This is a genomic window from Yersinia sp. J1 (assembly GCF_050586585.1).
GTDB lineage: Bacteria > Pseudomonadota > Gammaproteobacteria > Enterobacterales > Enterobacteriaceae > Yersinia > Yersinia entomophaga.
In genome coordinates, this window is the sequence record NZ_JBOBDP010000001.1 from 227,658 (window position 1) to 247,020 (window position 19,363).

A 19,363-nucleotide genomic window follows, 5' to 3' on the forward strand; every position below is an offset into this window, starting at 1 on the left:
ACATGGGATGCCGATCCGCAGCCGTCGCCGTTTGATTTTACCGCCGCTCAGCGCCACAGCGATCGCGTGGAATCAACGCCTTATATGAATCCTGGTTTCGGTGACGAGTCGGGCGCTGAAAGCTCACCTTCGGCTGTCACCGGCTCTATTCCTGCCGTGGGTCATGGGGTGTCCACGGCCGCCGCGGCAACCTTTATGCCAGCGTTTACCGCTATAAGTGACAGTAACTCCCAGATTAAACAGGGTATTGGCCCTGAGTTGCCTCGTCCTAACCCTGTGCGTATTCCTACCCGTCGTGAAATGGCTTCTTATGGTATCAAGTTGCCGTCACAGCGCATGGCAGAGCAGGAGCAACGCGCTCGTCAGGGCGATGAGCCTCAGCCTAGCGCGCCGCAAAGTGTGGAAGCGCAGCACGACGAAGATGCGTTGCAACAGGCCATGCTGCGTAAAGCTTTCGCCGATCGGGAAAACCAGCGCTACGGTGAAAATTATGCCGCAGAGCCAGAGCCGCAGATCGAACCGGAAGATGAACAAGCGTTGCAGGACGCGGAGCTGCGTCAGGCCTTTGCTGCTCAACAGCAAAGTCGTTACGGGATATCTTCTGAATCTGAGCCAGTCGTGGTGCCAAGTCGCCCGGTTGATACGCATAATGCATTCACCTTCTCGCCGGTTGCGGATTTGGTCGACGATACGCCGCGCGAACCGCTGTTTACGCTGTCACCTTATACCGAAGAGCCCACGCAGCCGGAACCGCAGTATCAGGCTGAACCTCCAGTGCAGCAGCCAGCCGCACCCGTCTATCAGCAGCCGGTGGCTCCTCAGCCTGCGGCACCAGCGGAGTCGGCCTATTCGACAGCCCAGAATGCGCCGACTTATCCGACGGCTGCTCCGCAGGCACCGGCCGCACCTCAACCGGTACCGCAGCCTGTTCCTGCTATGGACAGCCTGATTCATCCGTTCCTGATGCGTAACGATCAGCCGCTGCAAAAACCAACGACACCACTGCCGACGCTGGATCTGCTGGCTTCTCCGCCAGAAGAGGAAGAACCGGTGGATATGTTTGCCTTGGAGCAAACTGCGCGTTTGGTTGAAGCGCGTCTTGGAGATTATCGGGTCAAAGCCGAAGTGGTGGGAATATCGCCGGGGCCGGTGATTACCCGCTTCGAGCTGGATTTGGCTCCAGGGGTGAAAGCTTCACGTATTTCTAACCTGTCGCGCGATTTGGCGCGTTCTCTCTCTGCCATTGCGGTGCGCGTGGTGGAAGTGATTCCAGGTAAGCCTTATGTCGGGTTGGAGTTACCGAATAAACGTCGCCAGACCGTCTATCTACGAGAAGTGCTGGACTGCGCTAAATTCCGTGATAACACTTCGCCGCTGGCTATTGTGCTGGGTAAAGACATTGCCGGGCAGCCGGTGGTGGCGGATCTGGGCAAAATGCCACACTTACTGGTTGCGGGTACGACGGGTTCCGGTAAATCGGTCGGTGTTAACGCCATGATCCTGAGTATCTTGTATAAAGCGACTCCGGATGAAGTTCGTTTCATCATGATCGACCCGAAAATGCTGGAACTGTCAGTGTATGAAGGTATTCCTCATTTGTTGACCGAAGTGGTTACCGATATGAAGGATGCCGCTAATGCGCTGCGCTGGTGTGTGGGCGAAATGGAACGACGTTATAAGCTGATGTCCGCGCTTGGCGTGCGTAATTTAGCGGGTTATAACGAACGCGTGGCGCAGGCTGAAGCTATGGGGCGTCCGATTCCCGATCCGTTCTGGAAACCAGGCGACGGCATGGATATCGAACCGCCAATGCTGGTGAAACTGCCATACATCGTGGTGATGGTAGATGAATTTGCCGATTTGATGATGACCGTCGGTAAGAAAGTGGAAGAGCTGATTGCCCGTTTGGCGCAGAAAGCGCGTGCCGCAGGTATTCATCTGGTGCTGGCGACTCAGCGTCCATCGGTGGATGTGATCACCGGTTTGATTAAAGCTAACATACCGACTCGGATTGCCTTTACCGTGTCCAGCAAGATCGATTCCCGTACCATTCTCGATCAGGGCGGTGCAGAATCGTTGTTGGGCATGGGTGATATGCTGTATATGGCGCCAAACTCATCGATACCGGTGCGAGTGCACGGTGCCTTTGTACGCGATCAGGAAGTGCATGCGGTGGTTAACGACTGGAAGGCTCGCGGGCGTCCGCAGTACATCGAAAGCATCCTTAACGGCAGTGATGACAGCGAAGGCGGTAGTTTAGGGCTGGATAGCGATGAAGAACTGGATCCGCTGTTCGATCAGGCTGTCAGCTTTGTGTTGGAAAAACGCCGAGCCTCTATTTCCGGGGTTCAACGCCAGTTCCGCATTGGTTATAACCGAGCTGCCCGTATTATCGAACAGATGGAAGCCCAGCAAATCGTTAGTCCGCAAGGCCATAACGGTAACCGTGAGGTGTTAGCTCCACCGCCTCATGAATAATCGTTATCAATGATCGGATCATGACGTATAAAAGGGCCGCATTGCGGCCCTTGAGCTAAAAGATAAAGCGCGTTTAAATTGATAATTAAAGCTTTTCAGCGGTCGTTCTAAGGTTTCAGGCTACGACCAGAAAGATTGGTAACATTGACGCACAATCATTCTTTTAGTGAATGCTGTGCAAAGAAGCGTAAACCATGCTGTTTATCAGATTATTGTGCTATAGCTGAATAATAGGCTTCGGCTAGAGTGCAGATAGTTAATTATTGAATAGTTCCCTATGGCAATATTTGCCGGGGTAATAGCATTTACAAGGTATTTGGAATCATGAAAAAGCTGCTCGTTGCCTGCTGTTTGCTCTCCAGTGTTATTTCCGCCTCCGCTTTGGCCGATGCAAGCCAGGATCTTCAAGGCCGCCTGAGCAAAGTGAACAGTTTCCACGCTAAGTTCTCGCAGTACGTGACCAGCGCTGACGGCGCGGCGGTACAAGAAGGTGAAGGCGACCTGTGGGTAAAACGCCCAAATCTGTTCAACTGGCATATGACTTCGCCAGACGAAAGCGTGCTTATCTCTGACGGCGAAACGCTGTGGTTCTATAATCCTTTTGTTGAACAGGCGACGGCAACCTGGTTGAAAAACTCAACCGGCAACACACCGTTTATGCTGATTACCCGCAATAATCCGGATGACTGGAAACAGTACAATGTGAAACAGAAAGGCGATGATTTTGAGCTGACGCCAAAAGCGCCGAGCGGTAATCTGAAACAGTTCGCCATCAGCGTGACGCCAGGCGGCACGATCAAAGGCTTTACCGCCGTCGAACAAGACGGCCAGCGCAGCGCCTATGTGCTGAAAGGCCAGCAAAACAGCACGTTCGATGCCAGCAAATTCAAGTTTACCCCGCCGAAGGGGGTTACACTGGACGACCAGCGCCAGTGAGGTGTGAGTGAGTAATCTATCCCTCGATTTTTCTCAAAACGAGTTTCAGCCATTGGCCGCGCGTATGCGGCCTTTAACGTTGGCTGAATATATCGGACAGCAGCATTTATTAGCTCCGGGTAAACCATTGCCACGTGCGATTGAAGCAGGGCAACTGCATTCGATGATCCTATGGGGGCCGCCGGGAACCGGTAAAACCACGTTAGCTGAAATTATTGGCCGCTATGGGCAGGCAGATGTGGAGCGTATCTCTGCCGTGACCTCCGGGATCAAAGAGATCCGCGAAGCGATCGAGCGGGCGCGTCAAAACCGTGATGCTGGGCGGCGGACTATTCTGTTTGTTGATGAAGTACATCGCTTCAACAAAAGCCAGCAGGATGCGTTTTTGCCTCATATTGAAGACGGTACTATTACTTTTATCGGTGCCACCACCGAAAATCCCTCTTTCGAACTCAATTCGGCTTTGCTTTCTCGAGCCCGGGTCTATTTGCTGAAAGCGCTGACAGCGGCAGATATCGAGAAAGTGATCGATCAGGCGATGTCTGATAGTACCCGCGGTTTGGGCGGTCAGAATATCAAGTTACTGGATGAAACCCGCCGCATGATGTCGGAGTTGGTGGGAGGAGACGCTCGCCGGGCGCTAAATAGCCTGGAAATGATGGCGGATATGGCTGAAATTGATGCCAAAGGTGTGCGAGTACTGACTCCTGAATTATTGAAAGAAGTTTCGGGGGAGCGTAGCGCTCGCTTTGATAACAAAGGCGACCGCTATTACGATCTGATTTCGGCGCTGCATAAGTCGGTACGAGGCTCGGCGCCGGATGCCGCGCTGTATTGGTACGCCCGTATTATTACCGCCGGTGGCGATCCGCTATATGTAGCCCGGCGTTTGTTAGCCATTGCTTCGGAAGACGTCGGCAATGCCGATCCTCGCGCGATGCAAGTCGCTATTTCTGCCTGGGATTGCTTCACCCGCGTCGGCCCGGCAGAAGGTGAAAGAGCCATCGCCCAAGCCATTGTTTATCTTGCCTGTGCGCCCAAGAGTAATGCGGTTTATACCGCTTTCAAAGCGGCGATGCGTGATGCACGTGAAATGCCTGATTTTGATGTGCCAGAACATCTGCGGAACGCACCAACCAAATTAATGAAGGAAATGGGGCTGGGCGCGGAGTATCGTTATGCTCATGACGAACAAAATGCCTACGCGGCCGGTGAGAACTATTTCCCGCCGGAAATGGCGGCAACCCGCTACTATTCGCCGACTTCACGCGGTCTTGAAGGTAAAATAGGTGAAAAGCTGGCATGGTTGGCTGAGCAGGATCAAAATAGCCCGATAAAACGCTACCGCTAGCCTTGTCGTTGCGGTAAGGTTATCTTTATAACTACTTGGTAAGCGGAGAATACTTCGCTTACGTCAGTAAGATTTCTTCTAACAACCCTTTATTTTTTTAACTACAAGCACAGGACTAGCATGCTCGATCCCAATATGCTGCGCAATGAGCTAGACGCAGTCGCAGAAAAACTTGCTCGCAGAGGTTTTAAACTTGATGTTGATACGTTGCGCGCACAAGAAGCACGCCGCAAAGTTTTACAGACCGAAACAGAAAATCTGCAGGCAGAACGTAACTCTCGATCGAAAATGATCGGTGCGGCAAAAGCTCGTGGTGAAGATATCGAGCCATTACGTCTTGAAGTTAATGCGTTGGGTGACCAGCTGGATGCCGCTAAAGCGGAATTGGAAACGCTGCAAAACGAAATTCGCGATTTGGCGCTTTCTATTCCTAACCTGCCGGATGATTCTGTGCCAGTCGGTAAAGATGAGAACGACAATCTGGAAGTGAGCCGTTGGGGCGAACCGCGCCAGTATGATTTTGACGTTCGCGATCACGTTGCTCTAGGTGAAATGGCTGGCGGTCTGGATTTTGCTGCTGCGGTTAAGCTGACCGGCGCGCGTTTTGTGGTGATGAAAGGGCAAATTGCCCGTATGCATCGCGCATTAGCGCAGTTCATGCTGGATCTGCACACTGAAAAGCACGGCTATCTGGAAACTTACGTTCCGTATCTGGTTAACCACGCCACGCTTTACGGCACTGGCCAATTACCTAAATTTGGTGGCGATCTGTTCCACACCAAACCGCTGGAAGAAGAGTCTGACAGCAGCAACTACGCGCTGATTCCAACGGCAGAAGTGCCAGTAACCAACCTGGTACGCGACGAGATTCTGGAAGAAGAATCCCTGCCATTGAAAATGACTGCCCATACGCCGTGTTTCCGTTCAGAAGCCGGTTCTTATGGTCGGGATACCCGTGGTCTGATTCGTATGCATCAGTTCGATAAAGTCGAAATGGTACAGATCACTCGTCCAGAAGATTCCATGGATGCGCTGGAAGAACTGACCGGCCACGCGGAGAAAGTACTGCAATTGCTGGGTCTGCCTTATCGTAAAATGTTGCTGTGCACCGGCGACATGGGCTTCGGTTCAAGCAAAACCTACGATCTGGAAGTGTGGCTGCCCGCGCAGAACACTTACCGCGAAATCTCCTCATGTTCCAATATGTGGGATTTCCAGGCGCGTCGTATGCAAGCGCGCTGCCGTAACAAAGTTGACCGTAAACCACGTCTGGTTCATACCCTGAATGGTTCTGGTCTGGCTGTTGGCCGTACTTTAGTCGCGGTACTGGAAAACTATCAGCAAGCGGATGGTCGTATTCAGGTTCCCGAAGTATTACGTCCGTACATGGGCGGCTTGGAATACATTGGCGGCTAAGCCATAGATTTCAGCTGTTGATGTTCAAAGCCTCGCATTGCGGGGCTTTTTAATGGCCTAAATTTGGGCGTTTATTTCGGAATATCTCCTGAGATGAGGGAAGTTCCTGAAAGTAAAAGTGGAGAAACTCAACATTTTGTTTGCAGGCTTATTGTTTGATGAGATAGCATAAAAACCACGCTGGTAGCATATCGTGCTATTACCACTGTCAGAGCAATTGACTTTTTTATCACCAGTGGCATGATGCGCTCACTTTCCATCGCGCCAACGGTCCTCGTTTCACTATGTCCGCATACTCTCGCCCAGTGCTATTGTTGCTCTGTGGGCTTTTGCTATTTACAGTTTCAATCGCGGTATTAAATACATTAGTTCCCCTGTGGCTTAGCCACCAGCATTTGCCAGTGTGGCAAGTGGGTATGGTAAGTTCTTCATATTTCAGCGGTAATCTTGCGGGAACCTTGATCGCTGGCCGACTTATTCAGCGTTTGGGCTTTAATCGCAGCTATCACTACTCTTGCCTGTTATTTGCGGCGGCGACCTGCGGGCTGATGCTGTCAGTCGATTTCTGGAGCTGGTTGGGCTGGCGTTTTATGGCCGGTGTAGCCTGCGCGTTGATTTGGGTAATTGTAGAAAGCGCATTGTTACGCAGCGGCACGCCAACTAATCGTGGACAGCTATTGGCGGCGTATATGACGATATATTATCTGGGCACCGTGGGTGGCCAACTGCTCTTGGGCATGGTCTCTACCCAGTTGGCCAGCGTGATTCCTTGGGTGAGCGCGTTGGTGATTACTGCGATGTTGCCACTTCTATTTGCTCACTTCGCTAATCAGTCGGCTGAAACCACCCATGTGAAGGTTTGGCCGATGTTTAAGCGTCGTAGCGCTCGCTTGGGTATCAATGGCTGTATTATCTCAGGTATCGTGCTGGGATCGCTCTACGGGCTAATGCCGCTGTATTTATCCCATCAGGGGATGAGCGATGCCAACGTCGGATGGTGGATGGCGCTGCTGGTCAGTTCGGGGATCTTCGGACAATGGCCGGTAGGGCGCATGGCCGATCGCTATGGTCGCCTGCTGGTGCTGCGTATTCAGGTATTTGTCGTGATATTGGGCTGTATCGCGATGCTCAGTAACTATGCGATGGCGCCAGCGCTATTTATTCTGGGGGCGGCAGGTTTTACGCTCTATCCAGTCGCTATGGCCTGGGCCTGTGAAAAAGCCAGTTCCGATGAGTTAGTGGCGATGAATCAGGCTTTATTGATGAGTTACACCATCGGCAGTCTGGCTGGGCCGACCATGACATCAATGCTGATGCAGAATTTTTCTGATAATTTATTATTCGTGATGATTGCGGGAGTGGCATTGGTGTATCTGATGATGCTGCTGAAGAAACCGGATCAGCAACACACGCCTTTTGCGGCGGTGTAACGCTCTCTGCCAGCCGGTTGCGAAATCCCGGCTGGCAGAATAAACGATAAGTCAGTAAATCACTTTGTGACCGTAACTTTCCAGGATACCTTTCACTCGATCCATAATTTCTTTGGATGGTGGCTTAACGCCGTCCAGCTTATATTCTTCGCCCATGGCTACCCATTTATGCTTGCCTAACTCATGGTAAGGTAGCAATTCGATTTTCTCGATGTTAGTCATATTTTGGGTAAACTCACCTAACATATGGGCGGATTTATCGTCATCTGACCAACCCGGAACCACAACGTAGCGAATCCAGGTTTTCTGGTTGCGTTTCGCCAGATAACGAGCGAATTCCAGAGTACGATGGTTAGACACGCCGACCAGATTTTGATGAATGGAATCATCCATTTGTTTCAGATCCAACATCACCAAATCGGTTTCATCCAGCAATTCATCAATCACCGGATCGTAACGGCGAACAAATCCGTTGGTATCCAGACAGGTATGAATGCCTTCTTTATGACAAGCGCGGAACCAGTCACGCACAAATTCAGCCTGTAAAATGGCTTCGCCGCCGGATGCGGTCACGCCGCCGCCGGATGCGTTCATAAAGTGTCGGTAGGTCACGGCTTCTTTCACCAGCTCTTCAACCGTCACTTCCTTACCGCCGTGGGTATCCCAAGTGTCGCGGTTGTGACAGTACAGGCAACGCATCAAACAGCCTTGAAAGAATACGATAAAGCGGATGCCGGGACCATCAACGGTGCCACAGGATTCAAATGAGTGAATGCGACCAAGTACAGACATTGCAGGGGGTTCTCCAAATTGACCGTTCAATAGCAGTCGAAATCAACATAACGGCGGCAGGGCAGGAGGAAGGGGATGCCCTTGTTAGCTCGGTGATTCGGGCGATCACAACGTCTGAGCTGGCACTCCTGCTGCCGACGCTAGGTCGGATAAAACTGTTTTGCCGGGCACCCACTCAGGGTAGATGGCTGGCAAAACAGACTTTTCTGGCAAGTACATCGTGCGGTGGTTGGTGAAAATAGCTGTGCTTGATAAGTAAAGGCCCCACAGTCGTGGAGCCTTTAAGTTTATACCCTTCGGACTTGAAGCAACAGGGTTGTTAGCGGATACACGAGCCTAAATCAGCGACTTAAGTCAGTTCATCGGGCTTTGTTTTCTTGCTACCTGTCCGTCACTCCAAATTCTTTGCGTATCGGGTTATTAAATCGACTGAGTGAAAGTACGAGTAATAACATCCTGTTGCTGTTCTTTGGTCAGCGCGTTGAAGCGTACTGCGTAACCCGATACACGGATGGTCAGCTGCGGATATTTTTCCGGATTTTCCATCGCGTCTAACAGCATTTCACGGTTCATCACGTTCACGTTCAGGTGTTGACCACCTTCGATGGACGCTTCGTGATGGAAGTAACCGTCCATCAGACCCGCTAAGTTAGCTTTACGCACTTCGTCATCTTTACCCAAAGCGTTTGGTACGATGGAGAAGGTATAAGAAATACCATCTTTCGCATAGGCAAACGGCAGTTTGGCAACGGAAGTCAGAGAGGCAACAGCACCTTTCTGGTCACGACCGTGCATTGGGTTAGCACCTGGACCGAATGGGGCACCCGCGCGACGACCGTCTGGGGTGTTACCGGTTTTCTTACCATAAACCACGTTAGAGGTAATGGTCAGAACTGACTGAGTTGGTACCGCGTTACGGTAGGTACGCAGCTTCTGAATTTTCTTCATGAAGCGCTCAACCAGGTCACAGGCGATGTCATCAACGCGAGAATCGTTGTTACCGAACTGTGGATATTCGCCTTCGATGTTGAAGTCGACTGCCAGACCATCTTCATCACGAATAGTCGTTACTTTCGCGTATTTGATAGCAGACAGGGAGTCAGCAGCAACGGACAGACCTGCGATACCGCAAGCCATGGTGCGATATACATCACGGTCATGCAGAGCCATCAGCGCAGCTTCGTAGCTGTACTTGTCATGCATGTAGTGAATGATGTTCAGCGAAGTCACGTATTGTTTAGCCAGCCAATCCATGAAGTGGTCCATGCGTTCCATGACTTTGTCATAGTCCAGCACTTCGTCCATCATTGGCGCTTCTTTCGGGCCTACCTGAATTTTCAGTTTTTCGTCAACGCCGCCGTTGATTGCGTACAACATGGTTTTCGCCAGGTTGGCACGAGCGCCGAAGAACTGCATTTGTTTACCGACGATCATTGGGCTGACGCAACATGCGATGGCATAGTCATCGTTGTTGAAGTCAGGACGCATCAAATCATCGTTTTCATACTGTACAGATGAGGTGTCGATAGAAACTTTCGCTGCGAACTTCTTGAAGTTCAACGGCAGTTTCTCAGACCACAGAATGGTCATGTTCGGCTCTGGAGATGGCCCCATGGTGTACAGGGTATTCAGGAAGCGGAAGCTGGTTTTAGTTACCAGAGTACGACCGTCAACGCCCATACCAGCCAGAGACTCAGTTGCCCAGATTGGGTCACCGGAGAACAGCTCATCGTATTCAGGGGTACGCAGGAAGCGAACCATACGCAGTTTCATCACCAGATGGTCAATCAACTCTTGCGCTTCGATTTCGGTCAGTTTGCCGGCTTTCATGTCGCGTTCAATGTACACGTCCAGGAAAGTAGACACGCGGCCGAAGGACATCGCTGCACCGTTCTGGGATTTCACCGCGGCCAGGTAGCCGAAGTAAGTCCACTGTACCGCTTCACGGGCGTTAGTCGCAGGACGAGAAATATCGCAGCCGTATTTAGCTGCCATTTCTTTGATTTGACCCAGTGCACGATGCTGTTCAGCAATTTCTTCGCGCAGTTGGATGGTCATTTCCAGATCTTCGCCGTTTTCCAGACGTGACTGTAATGAATTGAACTGAGCCAGTTTGTCTTTCATCAGGAAGTCGATACCGTAAACGGCTACGCGACGATAGTCACCGATGATACGACCACGACCATAAGCATCCGGCAGACCGGTGAGGATACCGGATTTACGGCAGTTCAGGATGTCTTTGGTGTAAACATCGAATACGCCCTGGTTATGGGTTTTGCGGTATTCGGTGAACACTTTTTTCAGCTGTGGATCCAGCTCACGACCGTAAACTTTGCAGGAGTTTTCAACCATTTTGATGCCGCCGAATGGAATCAGGGCGCGTTTCAATGGTGCTTCAGTCTGCAAACCAACGATGGTTTCCAAATCTTTGCTAATGTAACCAGCGTCGTGGGAGATGATGGTTGATGCTACGTCGGTATCGAAGTCAACTGGCGCATGAGTGCGGTTTTCCAGTTTGATGCCTTCCATGACCTTGGCCCACAGCTCATCGGTTGCTTTGGTAGAGCCGGCCAGGAAGGATTCGTCACCTTCATATGGGGTGTAGTTCTTCTGGATGAAGTCACGAACGTTTACTTCGTTCTGCCAGTCACCCTCGGTAAAACCTTGCCATGCGTTGGCCAATTTTTCATTAAGTTCGGTCATAATGCATCTACCTTTTAATGTGAATTTCTTCGAAAACCAGACGTAGCGGCCACACTTTAATGTTGCTGGTCACCGCGCAGATAAATTACCCAATAAGTTAACCCTACCAATAACCCGCCACCAATGATGTTACCGATGGTAACAGGAATGAGGTTGTCGATAACAAAGTTACTTACGGTCAGATTAGCAAATTGCTCAGGTGTTGCTCCTATGGCTTGCCAGAACTCAGGCGAAGCGAAGTTTTTAATCACTATGCCCATAGGAATCATAAACATGTTGGCGATGCTATGTTCAAAGCCGCTGGCGACAAACATACCGACTGGCAGAATCATCGCGAACATTTTGTCCATAATGGTACGGCCGGAGTAACTCATCCATACCGCTAAGCACACCATCAGGTTAGCTAAAATGCCCAAACATACTGCTTGAATAAAAGTATGGTGCAATTTGTGATCTGCGGTTTGCAGCACATTCAAGCCCCATTGGCCGTTGGCAACCATGTATTGACCGGCAAACCAGATCAGGGCGACAAAAAACAGCGCTCCGGCCAGGTTTCCAACGTAAACATTCACCCAGTTAGTCCCCAACTGACGCCAGGTAATCCGGCCGCTGGCTTTCGCTACGGTGGTTAATACGGTGGAAGTAAAGAGGTCGCCGCCGCATACCACGACTAACATCAAACCCAGTGAGAAGCAGATACCGCCAACTAATTTCGCAAAGCCGAAAGGAACGCCCGCGGTGCCAGTAGTAGCTGTAATGTAAAATACAAAAGCGATTGAGATAAACACGCCCGCAGTAATTGCCAGATAGAAAGTTTTCATCGGATGCTTGGTGGCTTTGTAGACACCGGCATCTTCGGCTACTTTCGCCATGGCCGCGGGTAGTAATGCATCGAAGGGGTTGTCAGCTTTCACACTAACTCTCTCTTTAGGGTTAATAAAGCACAACGAGATACTAGCAAAGCAGTATAGCGTGAAAATTGACGTGGATCATATTGGGCCACTTTAATCAGCCATAAACACCTGTAATCTCAATGGTTAATCATGTTATTTCATTGATATTTAAAGAGAAAAAATATTTTAAGATTTACAAAAAATTTTGATTAAACGTTCAATTCGATGAAGAAAAGGTTAATAAATAGCGTAATTTGTAGATTATCGCCTTCAACCACGCTATTAAAAATTAACTATTTATTTACCTGCCCATAAGAATGCGAGCTTTAGGCGGAATTATTTGTCTAAAAGTGCCATTTTCTCCCAAAAATAATAACTGTTTTTTGATGAAAAAATAATTCTGGCGATGGGAATTTCTGCATAAATAATAATTCAGGCGCTGAGATGTCTATTTATTAAGCGCACAGTTTATATAACTCGGCGCTTATAGAACATACAGCGATAAAAATGAGGATAGATAAATGTAGGGTAAAAAAACGGCGAACCCATAGGATTCGCCGTCGCTTGATGAGATAGCAGTTTTCAGAACTGGAACAAAGCTATTAGTTTTTTGCCCAGTAACGACGCTTGGCCGCTTGCAACTTCTCATAGGCTCCCAACAGCGCCTGATGTGCCGGTAATGCTTTCAAATCAGGATCGATGCTAAACAGCCCGTGGAAGCGAACTTCGCCACAAAGGGCGGCAGAAGCGGCATCCACAGCATCTTGACCGTACATTTTCACGAATGCGCCATGATATTGGGCAGGATCGCGATCCGGCTCTTGAGTCAGCAGCAGCAAGGTTTGCAGGCAACGGTAATAGTTAGCCTGTTCAGGAGTAAATACGGAGGCGTTGAAATCCTGCGTCCACTCAACCCAAATCAACGCTTGCTCCAAATCACCACCGGCTAGCGCCAGCATGGATTTCAGCTCGCCAACGCGCAGGGTATACCAGCCGTTGTCTTTCCCAGAGGCGATGCCCAGCAGTTCACGCACGCGGGCAAAATCATCCAGACCTTCATCGTCCAGCTGTTCGATCAATTGCAGATACTGCTCTGGCTTCCACTCGGTGCCTGGCAACGCCAGCAGAGTGTCACGCAGATGTACGCCCATAGTGTTATTGGCCATCAGCAAATCTTCTGCCGGATAGATGTCGGACATACCCGGTACCAGAATACGGCAGGCGTAAACGCCCAAATGCTCATAATCTGCAATGTAAACTTCAGCATCTTCCTGTTTGAAGATCGCCATCAGCGTAGCGAATTCTTCTTCGGTTGTGCCGCTGAAATTCCAGTCAACGAACGGATAGTCTGCGTCCTGCTTGAACATATCCCAGCTAATTAAACCGCTGGAATCGATAAAGTGAGTTTCCAGATTGGTGTGTTCGGCCACTTCTTCGTCATCGAAGGTTGGAGCGGTGAAAACATCCAAATCTTTCAGGCTGCGGCCTTGCAACAATTCGGTCACGGTGCGCTCCAGCGCTACGCCGAAGTCAGGATGCGCGCCGAATGAAGCAAAACAAGTTCCGTTAGAAGGGTTGAATAAGACGACGCAAATAACCGGGTAAGCGCCGCCCAAAGAGGCGTCATAAGAAAGGATTGGGAAACCTTCCTCTTCCAGTTTTGCAATGGCTTCAACTACGCCAGGGTAGCGGTTCAGCACCTCTTGCGGGATTTCGGGCAGGCTGATGGATTCCGCAATAATGCGGTTTTTCACATAGCGTTCGAAAACTTCTGACAAACCTTGGACACGTGCTTCATTGGCGGTATTACCAGCAGACATACCATTAGACACATAAAGATTTCCTATGATATTCATAGGAATATATACTGTCTCCAGGTCAGATTGACGGGTAAAGGGCAGGGAACAGATTCCGCGCTCAACGTTACCTGACTGTAAGTCCACCAGATCATTGGCATTTAGCTCTTTGTCTGGGTCATAAAAAGCGTGCAGCCGGGCATCGAGAATGCCTTGTGGCAGGGAGCCATCAGCCGGAATAGGGAACCACTTCTCATTGGGATAATGAACGAACTCACCGTTGGCGATTTCTTTACCCAAATAAAAATCAGCGAAGAAATAGTTAGTTGATAAACGCTCAAAATATTCACCCAGAGCGGAGGCCAGTGCGGCCTTTTTGCTCGCGCCTTTGCCGTTGGTAAAACACAGCGGACAGTCGCGATCGCGGATATGCACTGACCAAACATGAGGAACCGGATTGAGCCAGGAAGCTTCTTCAATATTAAAACCGAGATCGCTCAGTTTTTGCTGAAAACGGGAAATGGAGTCTTCCAGCGCAGCGTCTTTGCCGGGGATAAAAGTTTGCGTCATGTTTTTCACTTTTTGACCGTACTAAAAACGCGCAATCATACGGGGTTTTGGCCGATAGCTCCATGTATTCCTAAAGCACAATATATGTCACAGTATTTGTGTGGATTTACCGGATAATTCATTCATTTATAAAAAAGGGAGTTGGCAAGATGAAGTCTTTAAAATTAACCGTTTTGGCAGGGATTTTGGCAGGGATTAGTGGTTCGGCCTTGGCTATGCCGAATATTACGCTGTTAGCGACCGGCGGCACCATTGCTGGCGGCGGCGATTCAGCCACCAAATCCAACTACACCGCGGGGAAAATTGGTGTGGATGCCTTGGTTAATGCAGTTCCGGAAATCAAAAACATTGCCAACGTACACGGCGAGCAATTGGTCAATATCGGTTCCCAAGACATGAATGACGATGTCTGGTTGAAACTGGCTAAGAGAATCAATGCAGACTGTGCAAAAACCGATGGTTTTGTGATTACTCACGGTACCGATACTCTGGAAGAAACGGCTTACTTCCTCGATTTGACGGTAAAATGCGATAAACCTGTGGTTGTGGTTGGCGCAATGCGCCCAGCTACAGCAATGGGCGCTGATGGCCCACTGAATCTTTATAATGCAGTGGTTGTTGCCAGTGATCCGCAGTCAGCCAAGCGCGGCGTCTTGGTGGCAATGAACGATGTGGTATTGGATGGCCGCGATGTGACCAAGACCAGCACCACTTCAGTACAGACCTTCCAGTCACCAAACACCGGTACCGTCGGCTTGATCCATGACGGTAAAGTGAATTATCTGCACGCAAGCGAACACAAACAAACTCCGTTTGACGTCACCAAACTGACGACCTTGCCGAAAGTTGGCATCGTTTATAGCTATGCAAACGCGTCCGATCTTCCAGCCAAAGCCTTTATCGCCGATGGTTATCAGGGCATCGTCAGCGCCGGTGTGGGTAATGGCAACATGTACCACAGCGTCTTCGACACTCTGGCAACTGCGGCACACAATGGCGTCGCCGTGGTGCGTTCTTCTCGCGTACCAACCGGTTCTACCACGCAGGATGCTGAAGTTGACGATACCAAGTACGGTTTTGTGGCTTCTGGCCTGTTGAATCCGCAAAAAGCTCGCGTATTGCTGCAATTAGCCTTAACGCAGACCAAAAATCCGCAGGAAATTCAAAAAATGTTCCTGACTTACTAAGTCGTTCATTTTATTAATTCGGGGGCGGCTCGCTGCCCCTTTTTATCCCGAATCCTTTTTCGCACCAAAACCCGCCGCTAACGCGCACCTGACGTCATTCAAGCTCAAATTGAGTTATCTATCGCGTAGTGAGTCGCATAGTCATTAACTTTCAGCGAATAATTCTGCATGAAATGCCAATAGGCGGGCGAACCGCTATAAAACGCCGGGACGCTTTCGACCTTCTGGATGAATAAGCGTTGCAGCCGTTGAATGCGAATGATAAAACCGATGTATGGGTTAAAACGATGATTATCTCAGTGAAAGCGGTGAGGGGAAATGACACAGGTTTACAATTTTAGCGCTGGCCCAGCAATGCTGCCGGTGGAAGTTCTGCGTCGTGCACAACAAGAATTATGCAACTGGCATGGCATTGGCACCTCAGTGATGGAAATCAGCCATCGCAGTAAAGAATTCATTCAAGTGGCCGAGCAATCCGAACAGGATCTGCGGGATCTGTTGAAAATTCCTGATAATTATAAAGTGCTGTTTTGCCACGGCGGAGCCAGAGCGCAATTTGCCGCAGTGCCGCAGAATCTGCTGGGTGATAAAACCTCGGCAGATTACATCGATGGCGGCTATTGGGCACACAGCGCCATTAATGAAGCTCAGAAATATTGCGAGCCAAATGTTATTGATATTAAAGCACAAATTGATGGTCTGACCGGCGTTCTGCCTATGAGCCAATGGCAGTTAAGCGCGGATGCAGCCTATGTGCATTATTGCCCGAACGAAACCATCGACGGCGTGGCGATCCATGAAGATCCCGATTTTGGCGATAAAATCGTGGTGGCCGATTATTCCTCATCGATTCTTTCCCGTCCTATTGATATCAGCCGCTATGGCCTGATTTACGCTGGCGCACAGAAGAATATCGGGCCTGCGGGTTTGACGTTGGTGATTGTTCGTGAAGACCTGCTGGGCAAAGCGCACAAACATGTGCCGTCTATTTTGGATTATCAGGTATTGGCGAAGAATGACTCGATGTTCAACACGCCGCCAACCTTCGCCTGGTATCTTTCCGGCATGGTCTTTAAGTGGTTGAAAGAGCAGGGCGGTCTGGTGGAAATGGAAAAACGTAACCGCGCCAAAGCCGAATTACTTTATAGTGCTATTGATAGCAGCGATTTTTATCGCAATCAGGTGGCCACGGCCAACCGTTCCTGGATGAATATTCCGTTCCAACTGGCTAAACCGGAACTGGATAACGTTTTCCTCAGTGAAGCCGAAGCGTTGGGCCTGCAAGCGTTGAAAGGCCATCGGGTTGCAGGCGGTATGCGGGCGTCCATTTATAACGCTATGCCGATTGAAGGCGTTAAAGTATTAACTGATTTTATGGCTGACTTTGAACGTCGCCATGCCTGATAGCGTTTCAGGGATTTCCTGCTTTATCGGCAGTTATTTTCCCAATGTATTTAGCGGTATGTGCCGCCATTTTTTGCCTCAAAACAGCCCCGTTCATGCGGGGTTGTTGATTAATAGAAGACTGGAGAGTGTTTTTCCCATGCTGGAATCCCTGACGTTACAACCCATCGCGCTGATTGACGGCACCGTTAATCTTCCCGGCTCCAAAAGTGTGTCTAATCGCGCCCTGCTGCTGGCGGCACTGGCTGAGGGGACAACCCGGCTAAACAATCTGTTAGATAGCGATGATATTCGCCATATGCTGAATGCCCTGAAAACGTTGGGCGTTAATTATCGTCTTTCCGCCGATCGCACCCAATGTGAGATTGACGGGCTGGGGAGCCCGCTGTTGGCCGCTGAGCCGGTAGAGTTATTCCTCGGTAACGCAGGCACCGCAATGCGCCCATTGGCTGCTGCTTTGTGCCTGAGCCACGGCGACGTGATATTAACCGGCGAGCCACGTATGAAAGAACGCCCAATAGGCCATTTGGTGGACGCATTGCGTCAGGGCGGCGCGCAGATTGATTATCTGGAACAGGAAAATTATCCGCCGCTGCGTATTCGCGGTGGTTTCCGCGGCGGCGAGCTGACCGTTGACGGCAGCGTATCCAGCCAGTTCCTGACGGCGCTGTTGATGGCAGCACCTTTGGCTGCGCAGGATACGCAAATTCGTATTCAAGGCGATTTGGTTTCCAAACCTTATATCGATATTACTTTGCATTTGATGCAAAGCTTTGGCGTTGAAGTGACGCACGAAAACTATCAGATCTTCTATATTGCGGGCGGCCAAACTTATCGTTCGCCGGGTGAATATCTGGTAGAAGGCGATGCGTCCTCCGCCTCTTACTTCCTCGCTGCGGCAGCGATCAAAGGTGGCACTGTACGTGTGACCGGAATCGGTAAGAAAAGCGTGCAGGGCGATACCAAATTTGCTGACGTATTGGAAAAAATGGGTGCAATCATCCGTTGGGGTGATGATTATATCGAATGTAGCCGAGGGGAGTTACGAGGCATCGATATGGACATGAACCATATTCCCGATGCGGCGATGACCATTGCTACCACCGCGCTGTTTGCCGAAGGGCCAACAATCATTCGCAATATTTATAACTGGCGGGTAAAAGAAACCGATCGTCTGGCAGCCATGGCCACCGAACTGCGTAAAGTTGGAGCAGAAGTGGAAGAAGGCCACGACTATATTCGCGTGCTTCCACCTGCGCAGCTGATCGCGGCAGAGATCGGCACTTATAACGATCATCGTATGGCGATGTGTTTCTCGCTGGTGGCGTTATCGGATACGCCGGTCACTATTCTCGATCCGAAATGTACCGCAAAAACCTTCCCTGACTATTTCGAACAGTTGGCTCGCTTAAGCCAAACCGCATGATTCTGCTGGTTTAAGCATGGTTTGTATTAAAGTATGCTTTTTATTAATAAATGGGCGGGATAACCTTCCCATTTATACAAATTGAAAATATGTTCAGCAAAACACATCAATTTTCCCTAAACTTATTCAACGTGGTGTGGTTTTATTTTCAGCAACTACACCTCGCAGGGTAACAGTTCTCGCAGATGCGGCGTATAATGTCGCACCTGTGTTTACCCGATGGGGTAGACAAGAGGTTTTGCCTACCGAAAGGAGAGAGAAATGACGGCGATAGCCCCGGTGATAACCGTTGATGGACCGAGTGGTGCAGGCAAAGGCACGCTGTGTAAAGCACTGGCTGAAACGCTGAAATGGCGTTTACTGGATTCAGGTGCAATCTACCGCGTTTTAGCCTTGGCTGCGTTGCATCATCAGGTCGATATCAGCACCGAAGAGGCACTGGTTCCACTTGCCGCCCATCTCGACGTCCGTTTTGTCGCAGAAAACGGAGAATTACGCGTTATTCTTGAAGGTGAGGATGTCAGCAATGCTATCCGCACTGAAACAGTGGGTAATACCGCCTCTCAGGCAGCCGCTTTCCCGCGTGTTCGTGAGGCGCTGTTGCGCCGTCAGCGGGCATTTCGCGAAGCGCCGGGTCTGATTGCCGACGGCAGAGATATGGGAACCGTAGTGTTTCCCGATGCGCCAGTGAAGATATTTCTTGATGCCAGTTCGGAAGAACGAGCACACAGACGCATGCTACAGTTGCAGGAAAAGGGCTTTAATGTTAACTTTGAACGTCTTTTAGCCGAGATACAGGAGCGAGATGATCGCGATCGTAATCGGTCTATAGCGCCTTTAGTACCCGCAGCCGATGCGTTAATACTGGATTCAACCAGTATGTCCATCGAGCAGGTGATTGAACAAGCGCTGGCGTATGCCCAAAAAGTTTTAGCGTTGCCGTCGTGTTAATAACGTCAGCGTAGCAAGAACCGAGCTCTT

The 19,363-nt window shown here is 50.1% G+C and carries 12 protein-coding genes and 1 pseudogene; 9 read left to right on the forward strand and 4 right to left on the reverse strand.

The window, feature by feature from the left end:
* Nucleotides 1–246 precede the first annotated feature (246 nt).
* The 5 genes and pseudogenes from ACQ4OC_RS01030 to ACQ4OC_RS01050 form a co-directional block, all read left to right on the forward strand.
* A pseudogene (locus tag ACQ4OC_RS01030) lies at nt 247–2,478 on the forward strand (DNA translocase FtsK); the annotation flags it as partial.
* Nucleotides 2,479–2,802: 324 nt separating this feature from the next.
* Entirely contained in the window at nt 2,803–3,414 is a 612-nt protein-coding gene (lolA, locus tag ACQ4OC_RS01035; protein ID WP_064512875.1) for an outer membrane lipoprotein chaperone LolA, read from the forward strand.
* 7 nt (nt 3,415–3,421) lie between these two features.
* Nucleotides 3,422–4,765: a replication-associated recombination protein A gene (locus tag ACQ4OC_RS01040; RefSeq protein ID WP_064512877.1), complete on the forward strand. Its 1,344-nt coding sequence runs from the start codon at nt 3,422–3,424 to the stop codon at nt 4,763–4,765.
* A 120-nt stretch (nt 4,766–4,885) separates the two neighbouring features.
* On the forward strand, nt 4,886–6,181 hold the full coding sequence (gene serS, locus ACQ4OC_RS01045) for a serine--tRNA ligase (RefSeq protein WP_064512879.1): 1,296 nt from the start codon (nt 4,886–4,888) through the stop codon (nt 6,179–6,181).
* Nucleotides 6,182–6,465: 284 nt separating this feature from the next.
* Nucleotides 6,466–7,611 (forward strand): MFS transporter, encoded by a 1,146-nt coding sequence (locus ACQ4OC_RS01050; protein ID WP_064512881.1) that lies wholly within the window; start codon nt 6,466–6,468, stop codon nt 7,609–7,611.
* Nucleotides 7,612–7,662: 51 nt separating this feature from the next.
* Here ACQ4OC_RS01050 and pflA read toward each other — a convergent pair whose 3' ends face one another.
* The 4 genes from pflA to ycaO all read right to left on the reverse strand — a co-directional run bounded on the left by pflA (nt 7,663) and on the right by ycaO (nt 14,365).
* Complete coding sequence (gene pflA, locus ACQ4OC_RS01055; protein WP_064512883.1) at nt 7,663–8,403, reverse strand: pyruvate formate lyase 1-activating protein; 741 nt, start codon at nt 8,401–8,403, stop codon at nt 7,663–7,665.
* A gap of 420 nt (nt 8,404–8,823) precedes the next feature.
* Complete coding sequence (gene pflB, locus ACQ4OC_RS01060; RefSeq protein WP_064512887.1) at nt 8,824–11,106, reverse strand: formate C-acetyltransferase; 2,283 nt, start codon at nt 11,104–11,106, stop codon at nt 8,824–8,826.
* A gap of 56 nt (nt 11,107–11,162) precedes the next feature.
* Nucleotides 11,163–12,020: a formate transporter FocA gene (gene focA / locus ACQ4OC_RS01065; protein ID WP_064512889.1), complete on the reverse strand. Its 858-nt coding sequence runs from the start codon at nt 12,018–12,020 to the stop codon at nt 11,163–11,165.
* Between the two features lie 581 nt (nt 12,021–12,601).
* A complete protein-coding gene (ycaO, locus tag ACQ4OC_RS01070; RefSeq protein ID WP_120806094.1) occupies nt 12,602–14,365 on the reverse strand; it encodes a 30S ribosomal protein S12 methylthiotransferase accessory factor YcaO in 1,764 nt (587 codons plus the stop codon).
* A 149-nt stretch (nt 14,366–14,514) separates the two neighbouring features.
* On the opposite strand from ycaO, the gene ansB reads away from it, so the two are divergent.
* The 4 genes from ansB (at nt 14,515) to cmk (ending at nt 19,333) form a co-directional block, all read left to right on the forward strand.
* On the forward strand, nt 14,515–15,552 hold the full coding sequence (gene ansB / locus ACQ4OC_RS01075; protein ID WP_064512892.1) for an L-asparaginase 2: 1,038 nt from the start codon (nt 14,515–14,517) through the stop codon (nt 15,550–15,552).
* A gap of 318 nt (nt 15,553–15,870) precedes the next feature.
* Complete coding sequence (gene serC, locus ACQ4OC_RS01080) at nt 15,871–16,956, forward strand: 3-phosphoserine/phosphohydroxythreonine transaminase (RefSeq protein ID WP_430970856.1); 1,086 nt, start codon at nt 15,871–15,873, stop codon at nt 16,954–16,956.
* A 139-nt stretch (nt 16,957–17,095) separates the two neighbouring features.
* The gene (gene aroA / locus ACQ4OC_RS01085; protein WP_064512896.1) at nt 17,096–18,382 is read left to right on the forward strand and encodes a 3-phosphoshikimate 1-carboxyvinyltransferase; all 1,287 of its coding nucleotides are present in this window, start codon (nt 17,096–17,098) and stop codon (nt 18,380–18,382) included.
* Nucleotides 18,383–18,643: 261 nt separating this feature from the next.
* The gene (gene cmk / locus ACQ4OC_RS01090; RefSeq protein ID WP_049596509.1) at nt 18,644–19,333 is read left to right on the forward strand and encodes a (d)CMP kinase; all 690 of its coding nucleotides are present in this window, start codon (nt 18,644–18,646) and stop codon (nt 19,331–19,333) included.
* Nucleotides 19,334–19,363 lie beyond the last annotated feature (30 nt).